Source organism: Usitatibacter palustris (genome assembly GCF_013003985.1).
In the GTDB taxonomy this organism is placed as follows: domain Bacteria; phylum Pseudomonadota; class Gammaproteobacteria; order Burkholderiales; family Usitatibacteraceae; genus Usitatibacter; species Usitatibacter palustris.
Genome location: NZ_CP053073.1, coordinates 3,471,761 through 3,494,221, shown reverse-complemented (window position 1 = coordinate 3,494,221; position 22,461 = coordinate 3,471,761). Strand labels below are relative to the sequence as shown.

General features: G+C 66.8%; 15 protein-coding genes. 6 read left to right on the top strand and 9 right to left on the bottom strand.

The window, feature by feature from the left end:
• Window positions 1-115 precede the first annotated feature (115 nt).
• Window positions 116-1,558 (top strand): thiol-activated cytolysin family protein, encoded by a 1,443-nt coding sequence (locus DSM104440_RS17015; protein ID WP_171164733.1) that lies wholly within the window; start codon window positions 116-118, stop codon window positions 1,556-1,558.
• 52 nt (window positions 1,559-1,610) lie between these two features.
• Here the strand turns inward: DSM104440_RS17015 and DSM104440_RS17010 are convergent, their stop codons facing one another.
• Together DSM104440_RS17010 and DSM104440_RS17005 are read right to left on the bottom strand one after the other, a co-directional pair.
• Window positions 1,611-3,236 carry a peptide chain release factor 3 gene (locus tag DSM104440_RS17010; protein ID WP_171164731.1) on the bottom strand — a complete coding sequence of 542 codons (1,626 nt, stop codon included), beginning with the start codon at window positions 3,234-3,236 and terminating at the stop codon, window positions 1,611-1,613.
• Window positions 3,237-3,293: 57 nt separating this feature from the next.
• The gene (locus tag DSM104440_RS17005) at window positions 3,294-4,778 is read right to left on the bottom strand and encodes a YifB family Mg chelatase-like AAA ATPase (protein ID WP_171164729.1); all 1,485 of its coding nucleotides are present in this window, start codon (window positions 4,776-4,778) and stop codon (window positions 3,294-3,296) included.
• A 183-nt stretch (window positions 4,779-4,961) separates the two neighbouring features.
• Between DSM104440_RS17005 and DSM104440_RS17000 the strand changes: the two genes are divergently transcribed.
• Window positions 4,962-6,119, top strand: coding sequence for a tectonin domain-containing protein (locus tag DSM104440_RS17000; protein ID WP_171164727.1), 1,158 nt, complete (start codon window positions 4,962-4,964; stop codon window positions 6,117-6,119).
• 7 nt (window positions 6,120-6,126) lie between these two features.
• On the opposite strand, the gene DSM104440_RS16995 is transcribed toward DSM104440_RS17000, so the two are convergent.
• On the bottom strand, window positions 6,127-6,366 hold the full coding sequence (locus DSM104440_RS16995; RefSeq protein WP_171164725.1) for an accessory factor UbiK family protein: 240 nt from the start codon (window positions 6,364-6,366) through the stop codon (window positions 6,127-6,129).
• A gap of 203 nt (window positions 6,367-6,569) precedes the next feature.
• Between DSM104440_RS16995 and DSM104440_RS16990 the strand changes: the two genes are divergently transcribed.
• From DSM104440_RS16990 to DSM104440_RS16980, 3 genes are read left to right on the top strand one after another with little or no spacing between them, the layout of a single operon-like run.
• Window positions 6,570-7,343 (top strand): TorF family putative porin, encoded by a 774-nt coding sequence (locus DSM104440_RS16990; protein WP_171164723.1) that lies wholly within the window; start codon window positions 6,570-6,572, stop codon window positions 7,341-7,343.
• A 36-nt stretch (window positions 7,344-7,379) separates the two neighbouring features.
• The gene (gene glnK / locus DSM104440_RS16985) at window positions 7,380-7,718 is read left to right on the top strand and encodes a P-II family nitrogen regulator (protein ID WP_171164721.1); all 339 of its coding nucleotides are present in this window, start codon (window positions 7,380-7,382) and stop codon (window positions 7,716-7,718) included.
• Between the two features lie 13 nt (window positions 7,719-7,731).
• Window positions 7,732-9,264 carry an ammonium transporter gene (locus DSM104440_RS16980; RefSeq protein WP_171164719.1) on the top strand — a complete coding sequence of 511 codons (1,533 nt, stop codon included), beginning with the start codon at window positions 7,732-7,734 and terminating at the stop codon, window positions 9,262-9,264.
• Between the two features lie 641 nt (window positions 9,265-9,905).
• Here the strand turns inward: DSM104440_RS16980 and DSM104440_RS16975 are convergent.
• The 5 genes from DSM104440_RS16975 to DSM104440_RS16955 form a co-directional block, all read right to left on the bottom strand.
• Window positions 9,906-10,268 carry a DUF2304 domain-containing protein gene (locus tag DSM104440_RS16975; RefSeq protein WP_171164717.1) on the bottom strand — a complete coding sequence of 121 codons (363 nt, stop codon included), beginning with the start codon at window positions 10,266-10,268 and terminating at the stop codon, window positions 9,906-9,908.
• Window positions 10,265-12,112 (bottom strand): glycosyltransferase, encoded by a 1,848-nt coding sequence (locus DSM104440_RS16970; RefSeq protein ID WP_171164716.1) that lies wholly within the window; start codon window positions 12,110-12,112, stop codon window positions 10,265-10,267. The genes DSM104440_RS16975 and DSM104440_RS16970 overlap by 4 nt, the downstream gene beginning before the upstream one ends.
• Window positions 12,113-14,077, bottom strand: coding sequence for a tetratricopeptide repeat protein (locus DSM104440_RS16965; RefSeq protein WP_171164714.1), 1,965 nt, complete (start codon window positions 14,075-14,077; stop codon window positions 12,113-12,115). It abuts the gene before it with no gap.
• A 72-nt stretch (window positions 14,078-14,149) separates the two neighbouring features.
• Window positions 14,150-16,015, bottom strand: a complete 1,866-nt coding sequence (locus tag DSM104440_RS16960; protein WP_171164713.1) for a CAP domain-containing protein — start codon at window positions 16,013-16,015, stop codon at window positions 14,150-14,152.
• Between the two features lie 124 nt (window positions 16,016-16,139).
• Entirely contained in the window at window positions 16,140-18,419 is a 2,280-nt protein-coding gene (locus DSM104440_RS16955; protein ID WP_171164712.1) for a glycosyltransferase family 2 protein, read from the bottom strand.
• Between the two features lie 136 nt (window positions 18,420-18,555).
• Between DSM104440_RS16955 and DSM104440_RS16950 the strand changes: the two genes are divergently transcribed.
• Window positions 18,556-19,578 carry a glycosyltransferase family 2 protein gene (locus DSM104440_RS16950; protein WP_212758115.1) on the top strand — a complete coding sequence of 341 codons (1,023 nt, stop codon included), beginning with the start codon at window positions 18,556-18,558 and terminating at the stop codon, window positions 19,576-19,578.
• Here DSM104440_RS16950 and DSM104440_RS16945 read toward each other — a convergent pair.
• Window positions 19,575-22,304, bottom strand: a complete 2,730-nt coding sequence (locus tag DSM104440_RS16945; RefSeq protein WP_171164711.1) for a choice-of-anchor V domain-containing protein — start codon at window positions 22,302-22,304, stop codon at window positions 19,575-19,577. The two genes, DSM104440_RS16950 and DSM104440_RS16945, sit on opposite strands and share 4 nt — an antisense overlap.
• Window positions 22,305-22,461 lie beyond the last annotated feature (157 nt).

Below are 22,461 nucleotides of genomic sequence, written 5' to 3'. Positions count from 1 at the left end.
TTGGTCTTGGTTGGTCTCGGCCTTCGGTCCAATGGCCGCTGTCTCGCTGCGAAGCTAGGATTCGCATGCCCCGCCAGTGGGCAAGGCGAATGCCTAAACCAGGGAGATTATCCAAATGCGTAACATGACGAAGTGGCTCGTCGCGACCGCTGTTGGCGCGAGCACCGGTGCGGCGCTGGCCGGAGAACCCGAGAACACGAACTACATCAACGCGCTGAACTACAACCGCGACCAGCTGCTCGCGGTGAACCTCGCACCCACTTCGCAACCCGCGGCGCCCGGCAAGTTGAAGCGCAGCTCCGCGGTCGTGATCTGCACGGCCGAAACCGTGAACGCCACGGCCAATCCCACCGAGAACGCGCTGCTCGACCCGAGCGGCGGCGTCATCTATCCGGGCGCGCTCGTGAAGATGGACCAATACCTCGCGCGTGGCACGCCCACGCCGTTCACGTTGCCGCGCGCGCCCATCACGGTGCGCCTCGACCTGCCCGGATGCGGCGCGGCTTGCACGCAGACGATCAGCAATCCCAACAATGTGTCGGTGGCCAGCGCAGTGGACGCGATGGCCGATCGTTACGTGTCAGGCGCCCCGCGCGTCGGCGCGCGCGCGTTCTACCAGGCGACCAAGGCCTACTCGAAGAGCCAGATCGGCGTCGAGATGGGCTTCTCGGCGCAATGGGAGAACAACTCCGCGTCGGCCTCGGCCAACATCTCGAGCGTCACCGAGCAGACCGTCGTCGTGAAGGCCTTCAAGCAGGTCTACTACACGGCCCTCGCCCAGGATCCGGGCCCGCCCGGCGCCGTATTCCCCGACTCCGTGCAGCTCAACGTCAACAACATGAACCCGTCGGGCCCTCCCGGCTGGGTGAGCAGCGTCGACTACGGCCGCCTGATCATCGTGCAGATGGTCAGCAACAGCGCCGTGCTGAAGGCGAAGGCGGAAGCCGCGATGGAGTATGCAACCGGCGGCGGCGCCACGCTCGCGGGCAGCCTCAAGGTCGAAGCCGAGAACATCGCGAAGAACTCGGATTTCCGCGTGCTCGTCCTCGGCGGCAACGCCGGCGACACGGCCGAGCTCTTCAAGGGCAAGTTCGGTGGCGTGGCCGACGTCATCGGCAAGGGCCTGCCGTTCACTCCGAACAGCCCCGCGTACCCGATCTCGTACAAGGTGCAGGACCTGAAGACCCGCCAGCTCGCGACGATGAAGCTCACGACGCAGTACACGAAGTCCGAGTGCCAGGAATACGCCAACGGCTACGTGGACCTCAAGCACAACGGCGCGTACGTCGCGTACTTCGAAGTGAAGTGGCAGGAGAAGAGCGACGACGGCAAGCGCCTCGTGGACAAGTCCTGGAAGTCGGGCGACAAGACCTCGCCGTGGTCGACGCGCGTGTGGCTGCCCGGTGATGCGAGCTCGATCGAAGTGAAGGGCAGCGAGTACACGGGCCTCGCGTGGGACAAGGTCCGCACGCCGCTCAACCTGCGTCCGTCCGCCGTGCCCAACGCGTGCTACGAGATCTACGGCACGACGCTCGATCCGAAGCAGAAGGGATGCTGATCCAGTAACGGCCCCCCCTGGCCCCGAAAGCCCGCCCTCCGGCGGGCTTTTTTTATGCGCTCTTGCGAACCTGGAAGACGAGGCCGCTGTGCTCGCGCAACGCGTGGAACTGCACGCGCGGCCAGATCTCCGCGGCGGCGCGCAGCTCGGACTGGTGGGCGTAGAGAACGGTCGGCGCGTTGACGACGTCGTGCGCGACGCGGTGCGCGTTGCCTTCCAGGAAGGCGAGGAGATCGGCGGGCTGCTCCGCGCTCACCCAACGCGCGAGCTTGTAGGCGCTCGGTGTCATGCGCGCGCGGGCGTTGTACTCGTGCTCCAGCCGGTGCGCGACGACTTCGATCTGCAGCTGGCCCACGGCACCGAGGAGCAGTGACCCGCCCTGGTACGGCCGGAAGACCTGGATCGCGCCTTCTTCGCCCAGTTGCTGCAGGCCCGTGTGCAGTTGCTTGGTCCGGATCGGATCCGCGACGTCGACGTTGACGAAGATCTCCGGTGCGAAGAAGGGGAGGCCAGTGAACTGCAGTGCCTCGCCTGATTCGGTGAGCGTATCGCCCAGGTGCAGCACGCCGCGGTTGGGAAGGCCGACGATGTCGCCAGGGAACGCTTCTTCCACGATGTCGCGCCGCTGTGAGAGGAACGACACGGCGCTCGCCGTCTTCACGTCCTTGCCGGTGCGGCTGAGGACCAGGCGCATGCCGCGCTCGAAGCGTCCGGAACACACACGCACGAACGCGACGCGGTCGCGGTGCGCGGGATCCATGTTCGCCTGGATCTTGAAGACCACGCCGGTGAACTTCGACTCCGTGGGCTCGACGACGCGTTCGCTCGCGGGCTTCGGTTGCGGGGAGGGTGCCAGCTCCACGAGGGCATCGAGCACTTCACGCACGCCGAAATTGTTGATCGCTGAGCCAAAGAAGACCGGCGACTGCGTGCCGGTGAGGAACTCCTCGCGATCGAAGACGTGCGAGGCGCCTTCGAGCAGCTCGATCTCGGAGCGCGCCGTCTTCCAATCGCCGCCGAAGCGCTCGGTCATGCGCGCGTCGTCCGCGCCGTCGATGACCTCGTCGTCGGCCGCGGCGCGATCCTCGCCCGCGGTGAACACGCGCATGCGGTTCGCGCGCATGTCGATCACGCCGCCGAACTGCTTGCCCATGCCCACCGGCCACGTGAACGGCACGGTGGCGATCTTGAGCAAGCGCTCGATCTCGTCGAGCAGATCCAGGGGCTCGCGTACTTCGCGGTCGAGCTTGTTGATGAACGTGATGATCGGCGTGTTGCGCGCTCGGCACACTTCCAGCAACCGCAGCGTCTGCGGCTCCACGCCCTTGGTCGCGTCGATCACCATGAGCGCCGCATCGACCGCCGTGAGCACGCGATAGGTGTCTTCGGAGAAGTCCTGGTGGCCCGGCGTGTCGAGGAGGTTGATGACGTGGTCGCGATACTCCATCTGCATGACGGAGCTCGCCACCGAGATGCCGCGCTGCTTCTCGATCTCCATCCAGTCGGAGGCGGCATGGCGCGAGGCCTTGCGGGCCTTGACGCTGCCGGCGATTTGAATGGCACCTGCGAAGAGCAGGAGCTTCTCCGTGAGCGTCGTTTTACCGGCGTCCGGGTGGGAAATGATGGCGAAAGTGCGGCGGCGGGCCGCTTCCTTCGCGATGGTCGAGTTTGGATCCAAGGTGCTGCCTTCTGGGGAAAGCCCGTTCGAGCCCTCTATTTTGGCAGGTTCCGGGGCCTAGCCGCGATATTGGATCGCCTCCGCGACGTGCGGGCGCCCGATGCGCTCGCGACCTTCCAGATCGGCGACCGTCCGCGCGACCCGCAGCACGCGATGGCACGCCCGTGCCGACAGGCCCAGGCGAGCGACGGCATCGAGCAATAACGACGAACCGTCGTCGTCGAGAACGCACCAGCGATCGAGTGCCTTCGAGTGGAGTGCGGCGTTGACGACGCCCTGTCGCGCGATCTGCACGGCGCGCGCGGCGGCAACGCGTTCTCGCACACGCTCCGAGCTTTCCCCGGGCGGCGAGCGCACGAGCGCGGAAGGTGCGACGGCGCAGACCTCCACGCGCAGGTCGATGCGATCGAGCAGTGGGCCGGAGATGCGCCGGTTGTAGCTCGCGATGCGGTCGGGCGTGCAGCGGCATTGGTTCGTGAAGTGGCCGAGATATCCGCAGGGACACGGATTCATTGCAGCCACGAGCTGGAAGCGCGCGGGGAAATCCGCCTGGCGTGCGGCGCGCGAGATCGTGATCGCGCCGGCATCGAGCGGCTCGCGCAGCATCTCGAGCACGCGCCGCTCGAACTCCGGCAGCTCGTCGAGGAAGAGAACGCCGTGATGCGCGAGCGAGACTTCTCCGGGCCGCGGCGGGGAGCCACCGCCAACGAGCGCGACGGCCGACGCGCTGTGATGCGGATTGCGAAATGCGCGCTGCCCGAACCGATCGGCGCGAAACCCGGTGCTGCCCAGGCTCTGGATCGCCGCGGATTGCAATGCTTCGTCCTCGCTCAGCGCCGGAAGGATTCCCGGCAGCCGCAACGCGAGCATCGACTTGCCGGTGCCCGGCGGCCCGCGCATCAACAGGGAGTGTCCACCGGCGGCCGCGACTTCCAGCGCGCGCCGCGCCTGCGCCTGGCCGCGCACGTCTTCGAGGTCGGGATACTCGACGGCCGTGCTGGCGGTGCGGCTCTCGTACGCGACGAGCGGCGTCTCACCCGACAGGTGCGCGCAGACCTGCAGCAACGTACGCGCGGGAAGCACCGTCGCGCCGCGCGCGAGCACCGCTTCGTCGGCCACGGATTCCGGAACCACGAATGCGCGCCCATCGCGCTTCGCGCCATACGTCATCGCGAGTGCGCCGCGAATGGACCGCAACTCGCCCGAGAGTGCGAGCTCTCCCGCGAACTCGTGCTGGTCGAGGATCTTTCGCTTGATCTGGTCCGTCGCGGCGAGGATCCCGATCGCGATCGGAAGATCGAAGCGCCCGCTTTCCTTCGGCAGGTCAGCCGGTGCGAGGCTCACGGTGACGCGCCCGTTGGGGAACTTGAACCGCGCGGTGTTCAGCGCCGCACGCACGCGATCGCGCGCTTCCTTCACTTCCGCGGCGGGAAGTCCCACGATATTGAACGCGGGCAACCCACCGGCCGCATGCGCTTCAACGCGAACGAGCGGCGCATCGAGCCCTTCGAGACCGCGGCTATAGACGACGGCAAGTGCCACGGCATCCCTCGCGCAAGACAGTGTGCCGTCTTAACTCACCGCATTGCGCATCCGTTGACCCGCGCTTGCGACTTTCGTCGCACCCGAGCCCAGACCCCCGTCGTATTGCCTGCTCCGTCGCATCGCCTTTACGCTGCCATCTGCAAGCAAAACAGACATGACGGCCTCGACAGGGAGGGCAGGATGAAGGTCTTTGCACGCGCCGCGGCGATGCTCGCGGCACTCGGACTCGCGGCGGCATCCGCCCTCGCGCACGACATCAAGTGGCAATCCACCGGCGGCAGCGGGCTCGACATCGGCGTGGGCGGCGGCCGCGCGTGGTTGGTCGCCAACGACGGGAACATCTATCGCTGGGACGAGCGCGTGACGAGCTGGGTATTGATCCCCGGCCTCTCGGGCGGCGCGCGCATCGACGTCGATGGCGCGGGCAACGCGCTCGTGGTGACGCGCGACAACAAGCTCTTTCGCTACAACGGCTCCGGTTGGTCCGGCGTGAACGGCGACATCCGCGACATCGGCGTCAATTCACGCAGCGAAGAGATATGGGCCATCGGCGGCGGGGGCGAAGGAGACGGCAACTACGGCATCTACCAGTGGCACAAGACCGCGGGGTGGCAGAAGAAGCCGGGCGGCGCCGTGCGCATAGACGTCGACCGCTTCGGCAGTGCGTGGGTCGTGAACGCGAAGGGCGAGATATTCCGGTGGGAGTCCGGTCGCTGGGTGCAGGTGCCGGGGCGGGCGAAGGACATCGGCATCGGGGACGACAACTCGGTGTGGGTCATCGGGATGGACGGCAACCCCTACTTCTGGAACTGGAAGGACTTCGTGCGCCGCGAGGGCAGCCTCACGAACATCAGCGTGGACAAATGGGGGCGGCCGTGGGGCGTGAATGCGTCCGGCCAGGCTTTCCGCGCGCAACGCACGGGCAACGCGATCGTGCGCGCGGATCACCACAACCATACTTCACCCTGGAGCGCGCTCGTGTTCGTGAACCAGAACGCGGGCTACATCTTTCTCTACGACACCGCCTCGATGTTCTGGGAGTTCCGGCCCGACTCGACGCTGCGCATCGGCCACGACGGCAATCGCTGCATGACGCTCGACAACGTGACGCCCACCAGCGCCGCCATCCCCGGCCTGTTTGCCTGTGACGGAAGTGATCGAACCAAGGGGTGGTTCTACCAGGCGTCCGATCGCACGCTCCGCAACAAGCGGTTCCCGACCGGCTGCGTGGTCGCGATGCAGCACGGGGTCTCGGCTGAATTCGCGTATCGCTGCCCGGCCGGCGAGCGCGGCAACGCGCCCGAGACGCAGGCCGACGCGCGGTTCGTGCTGGAGTAGTGCGCGGCTAGCGGGTCGGGAGGCGCGCTTCGAGCTCGGCGAGGCGAGCCTCCAGATGCGCGAGCTTCTCGCGCGCCTTCGCGAGTACCAGCGTCTGCACTTCGTATTCCTCGCGGCTCACGAGGTCGAGCTTCTCGAACGCGCCCGAGAGCAGTCCGCGCACGTTTTTCTCGATGTCCTTCGCCGGATTCGCCGCCGCCAGGGCCGCGAGCTTGGCGCTCAGTTCCGCAACGATCTTGTCGTTCATCTCAATTTCCCGGGACTCGCCCCGCGTGGACGCGCACCGCAACGGTGCGCCGCTTCAAAACCCCGCCATGAAATGGTGCAAAAGGCCGGATTGGTCGTCATGAATCCTTCATGAACAAGGACTTGCCGTGCCGCATTGCTTGGCACGCTTGCTGCTAAATCCCCAACGATTCGGCTTTTCCTCAACTTCAAAAGGATACCAACATGCGCAAGCTTCCCGCCGCACTCCTCCTGGCCGGTTTTGCCGCGCTGCCCCAGCTGGCCCTGGCGCAGGCCGCACCCGCCGCTCCTGCCGAGCCCACCAGCCCGCACTCCTTCACGGGCAAGGCCGCGCTCTACAGCGAGTACGAATACCGCGGTATCTCGCAGACGTCGGAGAAGCCCGCCATCCAGGGCACCCTCGACTACGCGCATTCGAGCGGCTTCTACATCGGCACGTTCCTCACCAACATCAAGTGGCTCGAGGACGCGGCCGAAGCCGGTGGCTTCTCCACCGATGCCAACCTCGAGTGGGATATCTACGCCGGCTACAAGTTCGAGATCGCCAAGGACATCACGCTCGACGTCGGCTACCTGCGCTACGAATACCCGAGCTCGGGCGCGTTCAACCCGAAGCCCAACACGGACGAGGTCTACATCGGCCTCTCGTCGGGCCCGTTCAGCGTCAAGTACTCGTACGCGTTCAGCGACACCTTCGGTGTGCCGAACAGCGAAGGCTCGGACTTCATCGAGATCAACCTCGCCTATCCCCTCGCCGACAAGCTCACGCTCACCGGACACCTCGGCCACCAGAAGTACAAGAACAACCGTCCGCTCGACTACACCGTCTACAAGCTCGGCCTCGTGTACGACTTCGGCAGCGGCTTCAACATCGGCGCGTACTACAAGGGCACCGACGCGGACAGCAACCTCTATACGTACAAGGGCAAGAACTGGGGCAAGGATCGCCTCGTTGCCTTCGTTTCCTACGCGTTCTGAGCGGCACCTGTCGTACCCAATAACAGGAGAGGGAACATGAAACTCGTCACGGCCGTCATCAAGCCGTTCAAGCTCGACGAGGTGCGCGAAGCGCTCTCGGCCATCGGAGTGCAGGGCATCACCGTCACCGAGGTAAAGGGGTTCGGAAGGCAGAAGGGCCACACGGAGCTGTATCGCGGCGCCGAGTACGTGGTCGACTTCCTTCCGAAGGTGAAGGTGGAGGCGGCGATCAAGAGCGAAATGCTCGACCAGGTGATCGAAGCCATCGAGAAATCGGCCAACACCGGGAAGATCGGCGACGGAAAGATCTTCGTCACCGAACTCGAGCAGGTGATCCGGATCCGCACCGGTGAAACCGGCGCAGACGCACTCTGACAAGGGGAAAAGGATGAAACGCGTACTCAGCATGATCGCGCTCGTCGCCGCTTTCGCATTTGGCGGCACGGCGCTCGCGCAGGACAAGAAGGCCGATGCTCCGGCCGCGGCGCCCGCTGCGGCAGCACCTGCCGATGCCAAGCCCGCGGACGCAAAGCCCGCGGAAGCCGCACCCGCTGCAGCAGCAGCCGCTCCCGCGGCCGCTCCGGCGCCCGTGCCCAACAAGGGTGACGTCGCCTGGCTGCTCACGTGCACGGCACTCGTGCTCCTGATGAGCGTGCCGGCGCTCGCACTCTTCTACGGCGGCATGGTGCGTTCGAAGAACATGTTGTCGATGCTCATGCAGGTGTTCGTGGTGTTCTCGCTGATCACGGTCCTGTGGTGCGTCTACGGCTACTCGCTCGCGTTCACCGAGGGCAATGCGTACATCGGCGGCATGGATCGACTGTTCCTCAAGGGAACGTTCGATTCGATGAAGGGCGAGTTCTCGATGGCCGCGACGTTCTCGAAGGGCGTGGTGATTCCGGAGCTGGCATTCGTCGCCTTCCAGGCCACGTTCGCCGCGATCACCTGCTGCCTGATCCTCGGCGCGTTTGCCGAGCGGGCGAAGTTCGCGGGTGTGCTGCTCTTCATCGTGATCTGGTTCACGCTCGCCTACACGCCGATCGCGCACATGGTGTGGTTCTGGATGGGTCCGGACGCCTACACGGATGCGAAGGTGGCCGCGGCGATGGACGCCAAGGCCGGTCTCATCTGGGGCTGGGGCGCGCTCGACTTCGCGGGCGGCACGGTCGTGCACATCAACGCCGGTATCGCCGGCCTGGTGGGCGCGTACATGGTCGGCAAGCGCATCGGCTGGGGCAAGGAAGCGATGACGCCGCATAACCTGCCGATGACGATGATCGGTGCGTCGTTGCTGTGGTTCGGGTGGTTCGGCTTCAACGCCGGATCCGCGCTCGAAGCCGGCAACTCCGCCGTGCTCGCGTTCATCAACACGTTCCTCGCTACGGCGTGTGCAGTGATCTCGTGGATCACGTTCGAGTGGATGTTCAAGGGCAAGCCCTCGATGCTGGGTGCCGCTTCGGGCGCCGTCGCCGGCCTCGTGGCGATCACGCCGGCCGCGGGCAACGTCGGGATTCCCGGCGCGTTCGTGATCGGTGCGGCCGCGGGCGTGATCTGCCTGTGGGGCGTGTCGGGCCTGAAGAAGCTGCTGAAGGCCGACGACTCGCTCGACGTGTTCGGCGTCCACGCAGTGGGCGGCATCGTCGGCGCGTTGCTGACGGGCGTCTTCTGCTCGCCGGATCTCGGCGGCCCCGGCTACGTCGCCGACTGGGTGACGGCCGCGATGGTCAAGCCCGCCGACTACTCGATCGTCGATCAGGTGGTCAAGCAGGCGAAAGCCGTTGGGGTAACGATTGTGTGGTCCGGGGTCGTGGCGTTGGTCGCTTACTTCATCGCGAACCTGGTGATCGGTATGCGAGTGCCGGAAGAAGAAGAGCGCGAGGGTCTGGACACCTCCTCGCACGGCGAAACCGCGTACAACTGAGCATCTCCAAAGAGGCCTTGGGCGAACCTTCGGGTTCGCCTTTTTCTTTGCACCGCTTGACTGTCATCCTGAGGGCTTCCTCAACACTGTCATCCTGAGGAGCGAAGCGACGAAGGACCTGCTTTCTTCCCCCCGCGCCCTCCGCCATCGATGGGTGTGGGTCGAACCGGGGGACCTTGCTACGTCGGGGAGAGGATCGATCTCGCTACTTCATATGTCGCTCGAGATTCCTTGCGCACCGCCGTTCTGCAGCGATCGGTGACACCCCCTCTCGACCCACACCCATCGCTGTCGAAGGTCGCGGGATGTTTGTGGCGCAACGGCTGCGATGATCGCCGGCAGATAATTTGACGAGGCAGGCGGTGGCTGGTGCCGCCCTCGTCGATGAATGGCGATCGAAATGACTGGCACACGCTCTCAAGTTGCGATCAGCGCCGCCCCGCTGTTGGAGACACCTCGAAGGTTCCGGCGCTGAGCCATCGACGAAGGGTTGATCACGAGAGGCCCCCCACCGCTCGCTGCAGGATCGCCGGTGCGCAAGGAATTTCGAGCGCAAGTTTGGGTAGCGAGATCGATGATGGCCGATGGAGAGGTTGGGGCCGGGTCGGGATCAACCCTTCGGCGATGGCCCCGGTGAAGCTTTAGTTCTTCGAATCGTCGGACTTCGCGGCGTCCTGGTGGCCGGATTCGAGCAGGGCCATGCGCTGGTTGATGCGCCGCATGTCGCGACGCATCTTGGTGAGCGCGATGTCGGCGAACAGGGCCTTCACGATGAGCACGATGATGGCCACGAGGAAGAGCAGCGTGGGCGGGTAGGCGATCCCGAAGAGCCCGCCGAGCACGTCGATCAGGTAGGGCGCGAAGCCGAACACGAGCGACAGCAACGCGATCGCGATCCAGAACACGCCCTGCCGGATGTACAGGTGGTCCCTGCGCAGCAGGTAGAGGATGCCCAGAGCCAGGACGAGGCCGACGAACAGGACGGGTATGTGGAAGGAGCTCATGTCTTTTTCTTGGGGCGCTCCCAGCGCGCGAGGCACAGCAGCGTCGTTTCGGCCATGTATCCCACGATGGTCCACCAGGAAAAGAAGACGCGCGAGATACCGCTCTTGCGCGCGTTCATCGCGACCGGGATTTCCGCGATCTTCAGGTGCGCGTGGTGCAGCAGCAGCAACACGCCGACGTCCTGATAGTCTAGCAAAGTGGCCTCGCGGGTCGCGAGGAGCTCGATGGCGCGGGTGTTGTAGTAGCGGAACCCGGACGTCAGGTCCTCGTACTTGAATCCCGTGAGGAAGCGGAAGTAGGCCCACGCGACGTGTCGCGCGCGGCTGCCGCGCGCCGGGCAGGCGGCGATCACGACGTCGGCGTCCTTCGAGGCAGCGATGAGGTGCGGGAGGTGGCCGGGCTCGTGCTGGCCGTCCGCGTCCATCGTCACGACGGCCTGGTAGCCCTCGCGCCGCGCGTAGCGGATCCCCGTCTGGATCGCACCCCAGGCGCCCTGCCACAGCGGCGCGTGCAGCACGACCGCGCCCGCTTCCCGCGCGATGCGCGCGGTGTCATCGGTGCTGCCGTCGTCGATCACCACGATGTCGATCTCGCCTTGCGCGCGTGCCTGCTTGATCACGTCGGCGATGCAGTCGGCTTCGTTGAGCGCGGGAATCACCACGAGCAGCCGCTGGGTCGCCACGGCGGGGGTGACCGGATCGTCGAGGCGCGTGCGCAGGGCCACTTCATAGACGCGGTCGATGCGCGTCGCGACGTTGGCGATGTCGAAGTCGATCGCATAGCGGCGCCGGCCCGCGCGGCCCATGCGCTCGAGAGCGTCCGGATCGGCGGCAAGCGCGGTCAGCGTCGTGCGCCACGCCTCGACGTCGCCGGGCGGCACGTGCATTCCGTTCTCGCCATGGCGCGCAACCCAGAGCATTCCACTGCCGGGCACCGCGCCCACGACCACGGGCTTCGCGTAGCGCATCGCCTCCATCAGCACGATGCCGAAGGCCTCGGTGCGTTCGCGCGAGGGCAGGCAGAACACATCGCACGAGGCCATCAGGCGCTGGCAGGTCGTGTCGTCGGTCTCGCCCAGCAGGCGCACCGACTCGGAATCGCGCGCGTCAACGAGCAGGCGCTCGAGGTTCGGGCGCTCCTCGCCTTCGCCGACCAGCGCCAGTTGCAGGCCCGGCTGCTGCAGCACCGCCCGCACCAGCGTCTCGAACCCCTTGTAGTAGGTGAGGCGCCCCAGCGCGAAGATCCGCAGCCCTTCACCTTTCCACAGGCCTTCCGTGTCGGCGGATGCGACCGAAGGCAGCCGCTCCGGATCCACGCCGAGCGGAATCACGCTCACCTTCGCGCGCCACGGCTGCAGCGGCGCGCTCGCGTCGAGGTACGTCTGCGAGGTCACGATGATCCGCTCAACGCGTTCGAGGAGTGCTCGCTGGAAGAGCCGGTAGAACGGGTAGGCGATGCGCAGGGAAATCTTGAAGCGCGAGGGCACGACGTCCGAGTGCCAGTGCACGACCCAGGGCAGTGCCCGCGCCGAGGGCAGCATCATCGCCCAGAAGGCGCCGAGGTTCGGGACGTGGAAGTGGATGACGTCGGGCTCGCGGCTGCGGATCGCGCGATGCAGCCACAACATGAATGTCGGGCTGATGGGAGCGAAGATGAGCCGCAGCCACACCGGGCAGCGCAGCACCCACGACGGATCCTTCGCGCCGTCGGAAGCCGGATGCTCGTGCACCAGCACCGTGACGTCGTGGCCGGAGGCGCGCTGCGCCTGCACGAGGTCCCCGAGGAAGCGCTCCATGCCGCCGGCGACGGGCGGAAAGAACTTGCCGACGTGGAGGATGCGCATCTACGAAAGCGCCTGGATCTTCACCTGCCACTCTTGCAGGTGGGGCGTGGCGCCGATGATGCGCATCGCGTTGCCGATGTCCTCGAGCGCTTCCTTCTTGCGCTTGAGCGCGTAGTTCGCGAGTGCACGCGCGTAGTAGGCGCGGCCGTTCGCGTCCTCGGCGATCAGCTTGTCGAGCACTTCGACCGCGCGCTGCGCCGAGCCCTTGGCGACATAGGCCATGCCCAGGTTGTAGCGTGCCTCGCGGTTGGCGGGTTCCTTGGCGACGAGGCCCTCGAAGAGCGAGATCGCCTCATCGGTCTTTCCCAAGTGCATCGCGCTGCGGCCCAGCTGCAGGTCGATCAGTTCGCGCGTGGGCGAGGGCGCATTGCTCGCGCGCGCAGCCGTGAATTCGCGATACGCGTCCGGGGCCCGGTTGAGCGCCTGGAAGGCGAGACCCCGCTGGAAGGACAGGTTGTACAAGTTGTAGCCCTGGCGCTCGGCGAGGTTGAAGGCCGCAAGGGCCTGCGCATGCTTGCCCTTCGACGAAAGCAGGGAACCCAGGTTCATCGCGCCCATGCCGAGGTCACCGAGTGCGGCGGACGTTTCGAAGTCGCGCTGCGCGAGCGCGAGCTGGTCGCGCTCGAAGCGATCGGCGCCGCGATTGAGGTAGGGAAACCAACGGCCCACTGAACGCGGGTCGTCGGGGAGCTTCGCGATCGCGTCGCTCCAGGCGCGCTCGGGCGTGGCCAGCGAATACACGCGATCGAGCGACTGCCAGATCAGCAGCACGCCCAGGATCGAGCCGATCGCGAGCAGCGCGCGCCCCGACGCTCCGTGCGCGAACGCGATCACCAGGCCGGGCAGCGCGATCGCCCAGATGTAGCTGCGATAGAGCACGAAGGGATCCTGCACCCACACCGTGAGGAACTCGGTGGCGAAGAGCAGCGTGGCGATCACGAGCGAGCCGCCGACCAGCGCGCGCCCGTCGCGATAGCGGATGAGCAGCACGAAGCCGCCGACGAGCGTGGCGAGGTAACCGACGATGCCCAGCAATTGCGGAAACGTCCCCCAGTTCACCGGGAAGGGCGGCCGCAGGTTGATCGACATCCAGCCGGTCCAGGGCACGAGCCAGCGCAAGCCGTACTCGAAGAAGAGCCACGCCTGGTTGAGGATGCTCAGGCCGAACGCGTTGGCCGGCGCATCGGGATTGAGCTTGGCGAGTTGCGCGAGATAGACGTGCGAGTACTCGTCGAAGGGCTTGCCGATGATCGCGCCGTAGCGCGACCACAGCGCGAGGCCCGCGACGCCGGCGAGCACGAGCAGCGTGAGCGCGAGCGTGGCGAGGCGCTTTCCGCTCGGACGCGCGACGAGGATGTAGACCGGGATCGCCGCGAGCGGCGCGAAGAGCGCGTGTTCCTTCGAGAAAATCCCCAGCACGTAGCTCACCAGCGCCAGCGCGAACCAGAATGTCCTCCCCGTTGCGAGGCCGCGCGCGAACAGCCACAGCGAGACGACCACGAAGAACGTGGCCATGATGATCGAGCGCTGCATCAGGTAGGCCACCGCATAGACCGCCACGGGGTTGAGCGCGAACAGGGCCACCGCAAGCCCCAGCGAGGGCGAGTTGGCGTACGGAGGCGGCGGCGATGCGTCGCCGGGGTCTCCGGCGGGCGATGCGAGGTGCCGGATGATCTCGCGATACATCCCCCACAGCGCGATGACGGTCGCGAGGTGGAAGCCGACGTTCACCAACCGCTGCTTCCAGTACCCGTCGCCGAGGAAATCCTGGACCCAGCGGTAGGTCGCGTAGGAGAGCAGGCGCGCCCGCAGCTCGAGCAGCGAGGCGTACTCCGCGGCCAGGCGGCCGGAAGTCAGGTACTCGTCGTCAAAGAGGGGGACGTTGCCGAGACCGGGAAGGTAGATGGCCAGCACCGCCGCAACGACGAGGGGGAGCCAGAGCCATTCGCTTCGAGAAAAGCGCATTGAGGAACACGGTTGATGCTATGCAGCATTCTACCGCGGCGCGCGAGGCCGGCGCGCGCCCTCAGGGGGGCGTTACGGTGCGCGGTAGACCCCCACGAGTGCCACGCCGGTGGTGTTGTTCACGCCCTGCACGACGGCGGTGTAGGCGCCCGGCGGCAGCGACAGATACACGGCCGGTTCGTTGGCGTGCGCGGGCGCGAATCCCGCGTCCTGGATGGCCGCCACGTGTGTGGCGTTGGTCTGCGTTTGCCAGTTGTCGTTGGTCGCGATCGTCGCGCCATCGGAGGCGCGCACGATCGTGAGCCTGGGATTGGCCAGCGCGCCGGGGACGCCTTGCCCCGTGAGCGACGGCCCCGCGACCGTCACCACGACGTTTTGCGATCCGCTGCCCCCGACGACGAAGCCCGCGATCATCACGCTGTCCCCGGTGAGCACCTGGCCGCGCGTGGAGAGGTTGATGAGCGGCACGTCGGGGGTATCGACCTCGTACAAGGCCACGAGGCCTACACCGGTCATTCCCGGCGCGCCCTGGACGACCGCGGTGTACGCGCCCGGAGGAAGCGTCATCATCACCGCCGGCTCGAAGGGATGCGCCGGCGCGAAGCCCGCCGCCTGGATCGCCGCCGCATTGGGGGCGCTCTGCCAGTTGTCGTTGTTGCCGATGACCACGCCGTCGGAGGCGCGCACGAGCGTCACCGCCGGATTCTGCAGTGCGCCCGGAACGCCCGCGGCCGTGAGCGAGGGCCCTGCGACCGTGACGACGATCGTCTTGGGCGTCGGCCCGCCGACGATGAAGCCCGCGATCATCACGTCAGCTCCCGTCAGGACCTGCCCGCGCGTCGAGGCGTTGACCAGCCGCGGGGGACCCGCCGGTGCGGCGGGAGGGGGATCCGCGGGATCGATGGGCATCACGTTGTAGCTGTACGACGCGAACGGAGCGCCCGAGATGCCGGAGATGGTGACGGCGTAGTTGGAGCCCTTCGTGACGACGTGCCCCGTCGGCATCGCCCACACGATGGTGTTGTCACCATAGCCGTTCGTTGTCCGGGAGATCACCGAGACGGGGACGCTGGTGCCGTTGCGCGTGACGGCGACGTTCGCGCTTCCGAAGTTCGCGTTGGGAAAGCCGAACGACCAGCGCTGCCTTTCGGTACCGAACGGCGCGGGGAAGAGCGCAAGCGGCACATAGCCGCGCGGCGGCCACGGAATGCCGTTGGGCGCATCGGCCTCCGCCTGGAAGTCGAAGACATAAAGTGCGGTGGCATTCGCCGGGCCGATCGCGTTGCCCAGGCCGAAGCGGGACTTGCGGGAGTGCAGGATCCAGCGGCGATGCCCGACGGCTTCGTTGCCGGTGCCCGGATCGGTCATGTAGAGCGGGATCGCGTCGTCCGCGAGCGCGAGGCTCGAGGTGGCCGAACCATCGGCGCCGGCCTGCGTCCAGCAGGTGGAGGTGGTCTGCGGAGCGCTGGTGATGACGCCGGTCGCCGACACGATCAGCGCCGCCGCCTGCTCCTGCGTGTTGAGTGCGGTGTCGAGCACCGTGTTGCCGTTCACGCCCGCCATCGCGCGAAGAAAGTTGATCCGCGTCAGGGTCCACTGCTGGAACGCGAGGGACATCGAGCCCGGATCGCACGTAGCGACGGACCCCGTGAATCCGATCGAGGGCGTCGCGACGTTGTAGAACGCGTTATAGGCGGCGACGACCTCCGCGTAATTGAACGTGTTGAGGGGCCCGACCGGCGTCGGCACGACGATGAACTTGTTCCGGCTGGGGGCGACCGTGAATGCCGGATCGAACCAGGGCGCGGGACCGAGGCGCGACTCCGCCTCGGAGCCGATGGGCTTTTCGACGACGGCCTGCGCATGGGCCGCCACGACCGCGTGGCCCGCGAGGATGAGGCCCGCGCAGATGCGGGCAGCACGTGTAAATTTTTTCACGGCCCGATTCTAGGGACGCGGGCCGCGCAAGATCACGGCGTTTTGCGTCGCTTGTCGGCGACAAACGCGGGGTTTCCGACGAACGGCAGCCGAAAATCGTGTTTTCGTCTCCGTTCGGAGACGGTCAGCGCGGCTCGAAAGGCGCGACCCGCGGGGGCCAGGCGGGCGTGAAGGGTTCGCCGGTGAGCGTGAGGTTCGGGTTGTAGTACGGATCGTTCATCAGCACGGGCATCCAGCGCGCGCGCACCGCGCCGGCTTCCTTCTCGAAACGGGCCATCTTCTCGGGCGTGTCCTCGTAGCCGCGGCTCGCCGACTCGTGGTGGTAGAGCTCCGCGAACGGCGTGTAGATGTTGCGATAACCCGCGGCCTGGATCTTGAGGCACAGGTCCACGTCGTTGAAGGCCACCGCGAGCGCCTCGTCGAATCCGCCGACTTCATCGAAGACCTTGCGGGTCACGCACAGGCACGCACCGGTGACGCCCGAGAGCGCCTGCGTGAGGCTCGCGCGGCTGAAGTAGCCATGATCGCCGCGCGCCTTGCCGTGGTGCGCGTGTGCCGCGAGGCCCGCGACCAGGATCAGGCCCGCGTGCTGGATCGTGTCGTTGGGATACCAGAGCTTCGCGCCGACCGCGCCAATGCCCGGGCGCACCGCGTGCGAGACGAGCTCGGTGAGCCAGTCGGGACTGATCACCTCGATGTCGTTGTTGAGGAAGACCAGGACGTCGCCCTTGGCCGCGCGCGCGGAGTCGTTGTTGATGCGCGAGAAATTGAACGGGCGCGGGTCCTTCAGGATGCGCACCTTGCCCTGGTCGGCGAGCGACTGGAAGTACTCGATCGCATCGTCGTCGTCGCTGCCGTTGTCCACGAGCAGGAACTCGTAGTTCGGATACGTCGTCTTCGCGCGCACGCTCTCCACGCACATGCGCACGAGCTTCACGCCGTTGCGCGTGGGGCAGATGATGGAGACGAGCGGCGCGGGATCGGGAAGCGCGTAGCGCACGCGCTGCACGGCCATCTCGGGAATCGTTTCGACCTCGGCGCGCACGCCCGTCCTTGCGAGGTGCTCGGACACCGCTAGGCGCGCGCGCTCCGCGGCGTAGTCCTTCTCCCCGGCGCCCACGGCCGTGCTGCCCGCGATCATCCGCCACTGGTAGAGCACGCGCGGGATATGGCGGATCTGCCTGTGGTCGATCTTCTCGATGAAGCGCAGCGCGAGGTCGTAGTCCTGCGCGCCCTCGAAGCCCAGGCGGAAGCCGCCGTTGGCGCGCACGATGTCGGCGCGATACACACCCAGGTGCGTGATGAGGTTGTGCGAAAGGAAAAGGTCGTAGTTCCAGTCGCACTTGAAGTACGCGTTGGTGCGCGCGCCGTTGAAGTCGAGCTTGTCCTCGTCGGAGTAGAGCAGCGCCGCATCCGGATGCTCGTTGATCTCGCGCACCACCCAGTAAAGCGCGTCTGGCGTGATCACGTCGTCGTGATCGAGCAGCGCGATGAAATCGCCGGTCGCGAGACTGAGCGCGGAGTTCGACGCCGCGCTGATGTGCCCGTTCTGCTCGCGATAGATCACCTTGATGCGCGGATCGCGCTGCCGGTATTCCTCGAGGATCGCGCGCACGTGCGGCTGCGTGGATGCGTCATCGGCGATGCACAGCTCCCAGTGCGGGTAGGCCTGCGCCAGCACCGAGTCGATCATCGCGCGCAGGAGGTCGGCGCGCGTGTTGTAGACGGGCGTGATGAAGCTCACCAACGGCACGTTGGCGAATCGCGGGCTTGCCGCCGACATCCCGGCGAGGTCGGACGCGCTGGGCGTGGAGAACTGCTGCAGCCAGCTGCCGTACCCGGCCTGTGCGCGCGAGTGGTTGACCAGCGCCCAATACGCGGCCTCCCAGAGCGCCACCGGTCCCCTCGCGAACAAGAGGCGCAGGCCTTGGCGGACCCAGAGGGCGAGCTGGCGCGGATGCACCTTCCGCAGAGTCTCGAGCGAGCTGCCGAACGCGCTCTTCGCGCCGGCCTTCCCGGGAGCCGGTTCGACCTGGATTCCCGCGCACTCGAACTCGCATGGGTAGATGCTCGGATCGAAACGGAAGTCGCGGACGGTGCTCGGCAGGTAGAATTCGGTCACGTACTCGTCGCCCTCGAGCACGAATTTCACCGAGCTGACCTCGGAGTAGCCACCCCAGGAGAGCGGGATGTAGAGCTGCGGGCCCGCGATCTGGCCGCTCCGAAGCACCATCGTGGCGCGGGCCTTGTACCAGCCCGGCTTCAGCGAGGACTGGCTCGTCGGCAGGCTTGCAAGGAACGAGGGATCAAAGGATCGAGCCCTCCAGTAACGCCGGCCATCTTCGCCCTCGACGGGATCCGGGTCTTTCTCGAGCGGCTTGAGGGTGAGGTCGATCGTCGTCAAGGAGAAATTACAAGTGGGAATCGCTGGCGGAGGCAGGATTCTACCTTCCGCGACCTCCGATGTCCGTGCCGGAGAGAGGGTTCTCCATTCGCGGATTCTCCCTCTTGACGGCGGGGCGGCCGGCGAGGGCACGGGCGTGGCGATCGTCAACTTCAACACGTCGCGCCAGACGCTGCGTTGCCTGGAGTCCCTGCGCGCGAGCACGCGGCAACCGCAGTGGGTGTGCGTGCTCGACAACGCGTCCGGTGACGATGATTTCGACGCGTTGGCGCGCGGCATCACGCCCCTGCCCCGCGCCGAGTTGCGCCTCTTCCGCTCTACCGTCAACCTGGGCTTCGCCGGAGGCAACAACGCGCTCATCGACGAATTGATGCGCGAGTTGCAGTGCCACGTCGTCGTGCTGCTCAACAACGACGCGACGGCCGAGCCCGCGATGCTGGAGCGCCTGGTGGATGCCGCGTCGAACGCCGGTGAAGTGGCACTCGTCGGCGGGCGCATGAACCGGCTCGCCGCGCCCACGGAGCCCGATTCGCTGGGCATCTCGATCTACGCGAGCCTGATGCCGGCCAACCGGCTGAGCGCGGACGATCCCTACCTCGGACCCACGGGCGGCTGCTGCCTGATCACGCGCTCGCTCGTGGAGAAGCTCAAAGAGCAAACGGGATACGTCTTCGACGAGCGGTTCTTCTGCTACTGCGAAGACACGGACCTCGCGATGCGCGCGCTCCTGCTCGGTCACCGGCCGGTGTATGCCGCCGATGCGATCGCGCTGCACGAAGGGCAGGCGAGCACGGGCAACGTCGACAACGACTTCATCGCGTACCACGGCCTGCGCAATCTCATCTGGATGCACGCGAAGCTGGTGCCCGGTTGGCTGCTCGTGAAGTACGGCGTGCTGCTCGCCGCGGCGCACGCGATGACGCTCGTGCGCCAGACGCTCTCGGGACGATTCGTCGTGATGCTCGCGGTGTATCGCGACGCGTTGCGCAAGCTTCCCGAGTTCTGGCGGGAGCGGAAGCGCTTTGCCGCGCTGCAGGGCCACGTGGATTCGAGCGAGCTCGATCGCCTGATCGCGCCGCGCTTCTATCGGCGCGGGTATCTGGGCGAGGTGATCGCGCAGCTCAAGGCCCGGCGCGCAAAGCGCCAGGCCCCGGCCTAGTTCACCTTGTAGACGCCCACCAGTCCGATGCCGGTGCTCTGGCCGCCGGACCCTTGCACGATCGCGGTATAGGCACCCGGAGCGAGCGTCATCATGATCGCCGGCTCGGCCGCATGCGCCGGCGCGAAGCCCGCCGCCTGGATCGCCGCCGCGTTCGCCGCATCTCCCCAGTTGTCGTTGCTGCCCACCACGACGCCGTCGGACGAGCGGATCAGCGTGAGGGTCGGGTTCGCGATCGGGTTCGGAATCCCCGCGTTCACGAGCGACGGCCCGGCCACGGTGATGACGACCTGCTGCGGTCCATCGCCGTAGATGATGAGGCCCGCGATCATCACGTCGCTGCCGTTGAGCACCTGGCCGCGTGTCGAGAGGTTGATGAGCGGCACCTCGGGATGGTCGATCTCATAGACACCGACCAATGCCACGCCGGTGCCGATGCCCGCGGAGCCTTGCACGATCGCGGTGTAGGCGCCGGGTGCGAGCGTCATCATGATCGCCGGCTCGGCCGGATGTGCCGGCGCGAAGCCCGCGGACTGGATCGCCGCCGCGTTCGCCGCGTCTCCCCAGTTGTCGCTCGCGCCCACGGTCACGCCGTCGGACGAACGGATCAGCGTGAGGTGCGGGTTCGCGAGCGGATTGGGAATGCCGGCGCCGGAGAGCGAAGGTCCGGCGACCGTGATGACCACCGTCTTCGCACTCGGCCCGCCGACGATGAGGCCCGCGATCATCACGTTGTTGCCGGTGCCCACGAGGCCGCGCGTGGAGATGTTCGCAAGCCGCGGCGGATTGGGGTTGCCCGGTTCGTACGCGCCGATGGCCGGCGGAGTCGCGCGCGTGGTGCCCGCGAGATCCACCGTCGGTGCGGCCGTCGCGCTGCCCGTACCCGCGGCTGGCGAGCCCACGGGGATGTTGAAGCTCGTGGGTGCGGCGAGGAAGTTGGGATTGGCGCTCACGCTCGAGACGCCGATCGTGTCTCCGGCGCTCGCAGCACCGCTCACGGTGTTCCCGAAGAACAGGTTGTTGCGCACCGAGGGCGCGTTGCCCGCGAGGACTGCACCGATCGACGAGATGTCCGGCGTGCCGCCCGTGCCCGAGCTCGCCGAGTTGTTCATGAAGATGTTGTTGGCGATCGACGGGGCCGGATTGCCGGACGCGGAAATCGCACCCTTGGATCCTTCGCGGCCGTTGGCGGTGCCGGTCGATGAGCTTCCGCCGTTGCCACCGATCGCGGCGTTCCCGTAGAACGTGTTGTTGATCACGATGCCCGTGCCGCCGATGTAGATTGCGCCGCCTTCGCCCGGTCCACCGTACTCGTTGCCCGTCAGCGGCGTACCCGGATGCGAGAACCCGTTGCCGCCACGCGCGATGTTGCCGACGAACACGTTGTTCACGACATTCATCGCCGACGAGAAGACGTAGAGCCCGCCGCCCCAGCCCAGTCCACCGGTCATGCCGGTCGAGTTATCCGCGGAGTACCCGCGCGCTTCATTGTTCGAGAAGACGTTGCGCGTGATCGTGAAGGTCTGCGACGAAGTCTGGATGCGAACGCCACCGCCGGTCGCCGAGCCACCCTGGCTCGGGATGTGCAGGCCGTTGGCGATCGTGAAGCCCTCGATGCGCGCGACCGGGGACGCGTTGCCGGTGCTGAAGATCAGTCCCTGGCGCACCGTGTCGCCCGTGCCGTCGATGATCGTGTTCGAGGGCGTTCCCGTGGCGACGAGCTGCACGCCGGGCTTGAAGATGATCGGGAACACTTCGCCCAGCGCGACGTTGTACGTGCCCGGCGCGACGCTGATGAGGTCACCCGGGTTGCCCGACGTGGCCTGCGCCATCGCGTACGTGATCGTGCGGCAGGGCAGGCCCGCGCTCGAGCAGTTGCCGGCGTTCGAGCCGGCGGAGGCGTTCACGTAACGCGTGCCTGCGGTCGTGGCGAGCGTGGTGATCGTCGTGGTCGGGCCGCTCGCCGAGAAAACGGTGGCGCCCGCGTCCTTCGAGAAGATCTTGAATGTGTACTGCGTGCCGCCCGTCAGGCCGGCGACCGTCGTCGAGGTGACGGCGGCCAGGTTGATCGTCGTGCCGTCGGTTGGCGTCGTGGGCGCGACCGCACCGGTCTTGTAGACCACGCGATACTGCGGCCCGCCGCCGGTCCACGTGAGATCCACCGTGGCCTGCGTGATGTTGGACGGCGTGACGCTGGTCGGATTGACCGGTGCCGTGGTGACGGTGAAGTTCGGAGCGTGGTTCCAGCCGGTGAACGCGAGAGTCGAAGCCGCGTAGAGCGTGTGCGTGGAGCCGACGGCTGCCGCGGCGGGCATGGTGTACGTGAACTGGTAGGTCGCAGTTCCGCCGGAGGTCGTCCGCAGTGCACCGACCGCGCTGTTGTGATGGATCTCACCGCTCGAGAGGCCCGTGGGCATTCCAGCGAACACCGAGAGGGGCGTCGGGCTGTCGCTCGCAGCGACGTTGACACCCATCTTCACACCCGCGCTCCCCGTGACCTGGGTCGCTGTGACCGTGTAGGTTCCCGCCTGGCCCGCGGTCAGCGACGCGGGGCCGGTGATCGCGACGGAGGCCATGTTGCCCCCGGCCGCGCCGTGGCAACCGTTGCAGCCGCTGCCACCGGACTTGTTGGTGGTGCCGATGACGCCGGTGGAGTTGGCAAGGACTGAGGGCGAGGCGAACGCGACGCAAAGAGCCGCCGCGGCAAGCCGAAGGATGTGCGCCATTCGGAAACTCCCGTCTTCTTGGACTGCGATTTTTAGTATTCCCGGCGCGGCACTGCGGCCGCTTCCGGTGACCTGCGGGAGATTCTACCGATCTATGGCGACGGGGGTGTTAACTACGGCACTCTGCAGACGCCGACAAGTCCGACGCCACCGCGTA

What these genes read in the sequence shown, in the direction of transcription:
- DSM104440_RS17000 (WP_171164727.1), top strand. Translation starts at nt 4,962, where the DNA reads ATGAAGGTCTTTGCACGCGCCGCGGCGATGCTCGCGGCACTCGGACTC.
- DSM104440_RS16965 (WP_171164714.1), bottom strand. Translation starts at nt 14,077, where the DNA reads ATGCGCTTTTCTCGAAGCGAATGGCTCTGGCTCCCCCTCGTCGTTGCG.
- glnK (WP_171164721.1), top strand. Translation starts at nt 7,380, where the DNA reads ATGAAACTCGTCACGGCCGTCATCAAGCCGTTCAAGCTCGACGAGGTG.
- DSM104440_RS16970 (WP_171164716.1), bottom strand. Translation starts at nt 12,112, where the DNA reads ATGCGCATCCTCCACGTCGGCAAGTTCTTTCCGCCCGTCGCCGGCGGC.
- DSM104440_RS16945 (WP_171164711.1), bottom strand. Translation starts at nt 22,304, where the DNA reads ATGGCGCACATCCTTCGGCTTGCCGCGGCGGCTCTTTGCGTCGCGTTC.
- DSM104440_RS16995 (WP_171164725.1), bottom strand. Translation starts at nt 6,366, where the DNA reads ATGAACGACAAGATCGTTGCGGAACTGAGCGCCAAGCTCGCGGCCCTG.
- DSM104440_RS17015 (WP_171164733.1), top strand. Translation starts at nt 116, where the DNA reads ATGCGTAACATGACGAAGTGGCTCGTCGCGACCGCTGTTGGCGCGAGC.
- DSM104440_RS16990 (WP_171164723.1), top strand. Translation starts at nt 6,570, where the DNA reads ATGCGCAAGCTTCCCGCCGCACTCCTCCTGGCCGGTTTTGCCGCGCTG.
- DSM104440_RS16980 (WP_171164719.1), top strand. Translation starts at nt 7,732, where the DNA reads ATGAAACGCGTACTCAGCATGATCGCGCTCGTCGCCGCTTTCGCATTT.
- DSM104440_RS16975 (WP_171164717.1), bottom strand. Translation starts at nt 10,268, where the DNA reads ATGAGCTCCTTCCACATACCCGTCCTGTTCGTCGGCCTCGTCCTGGCT.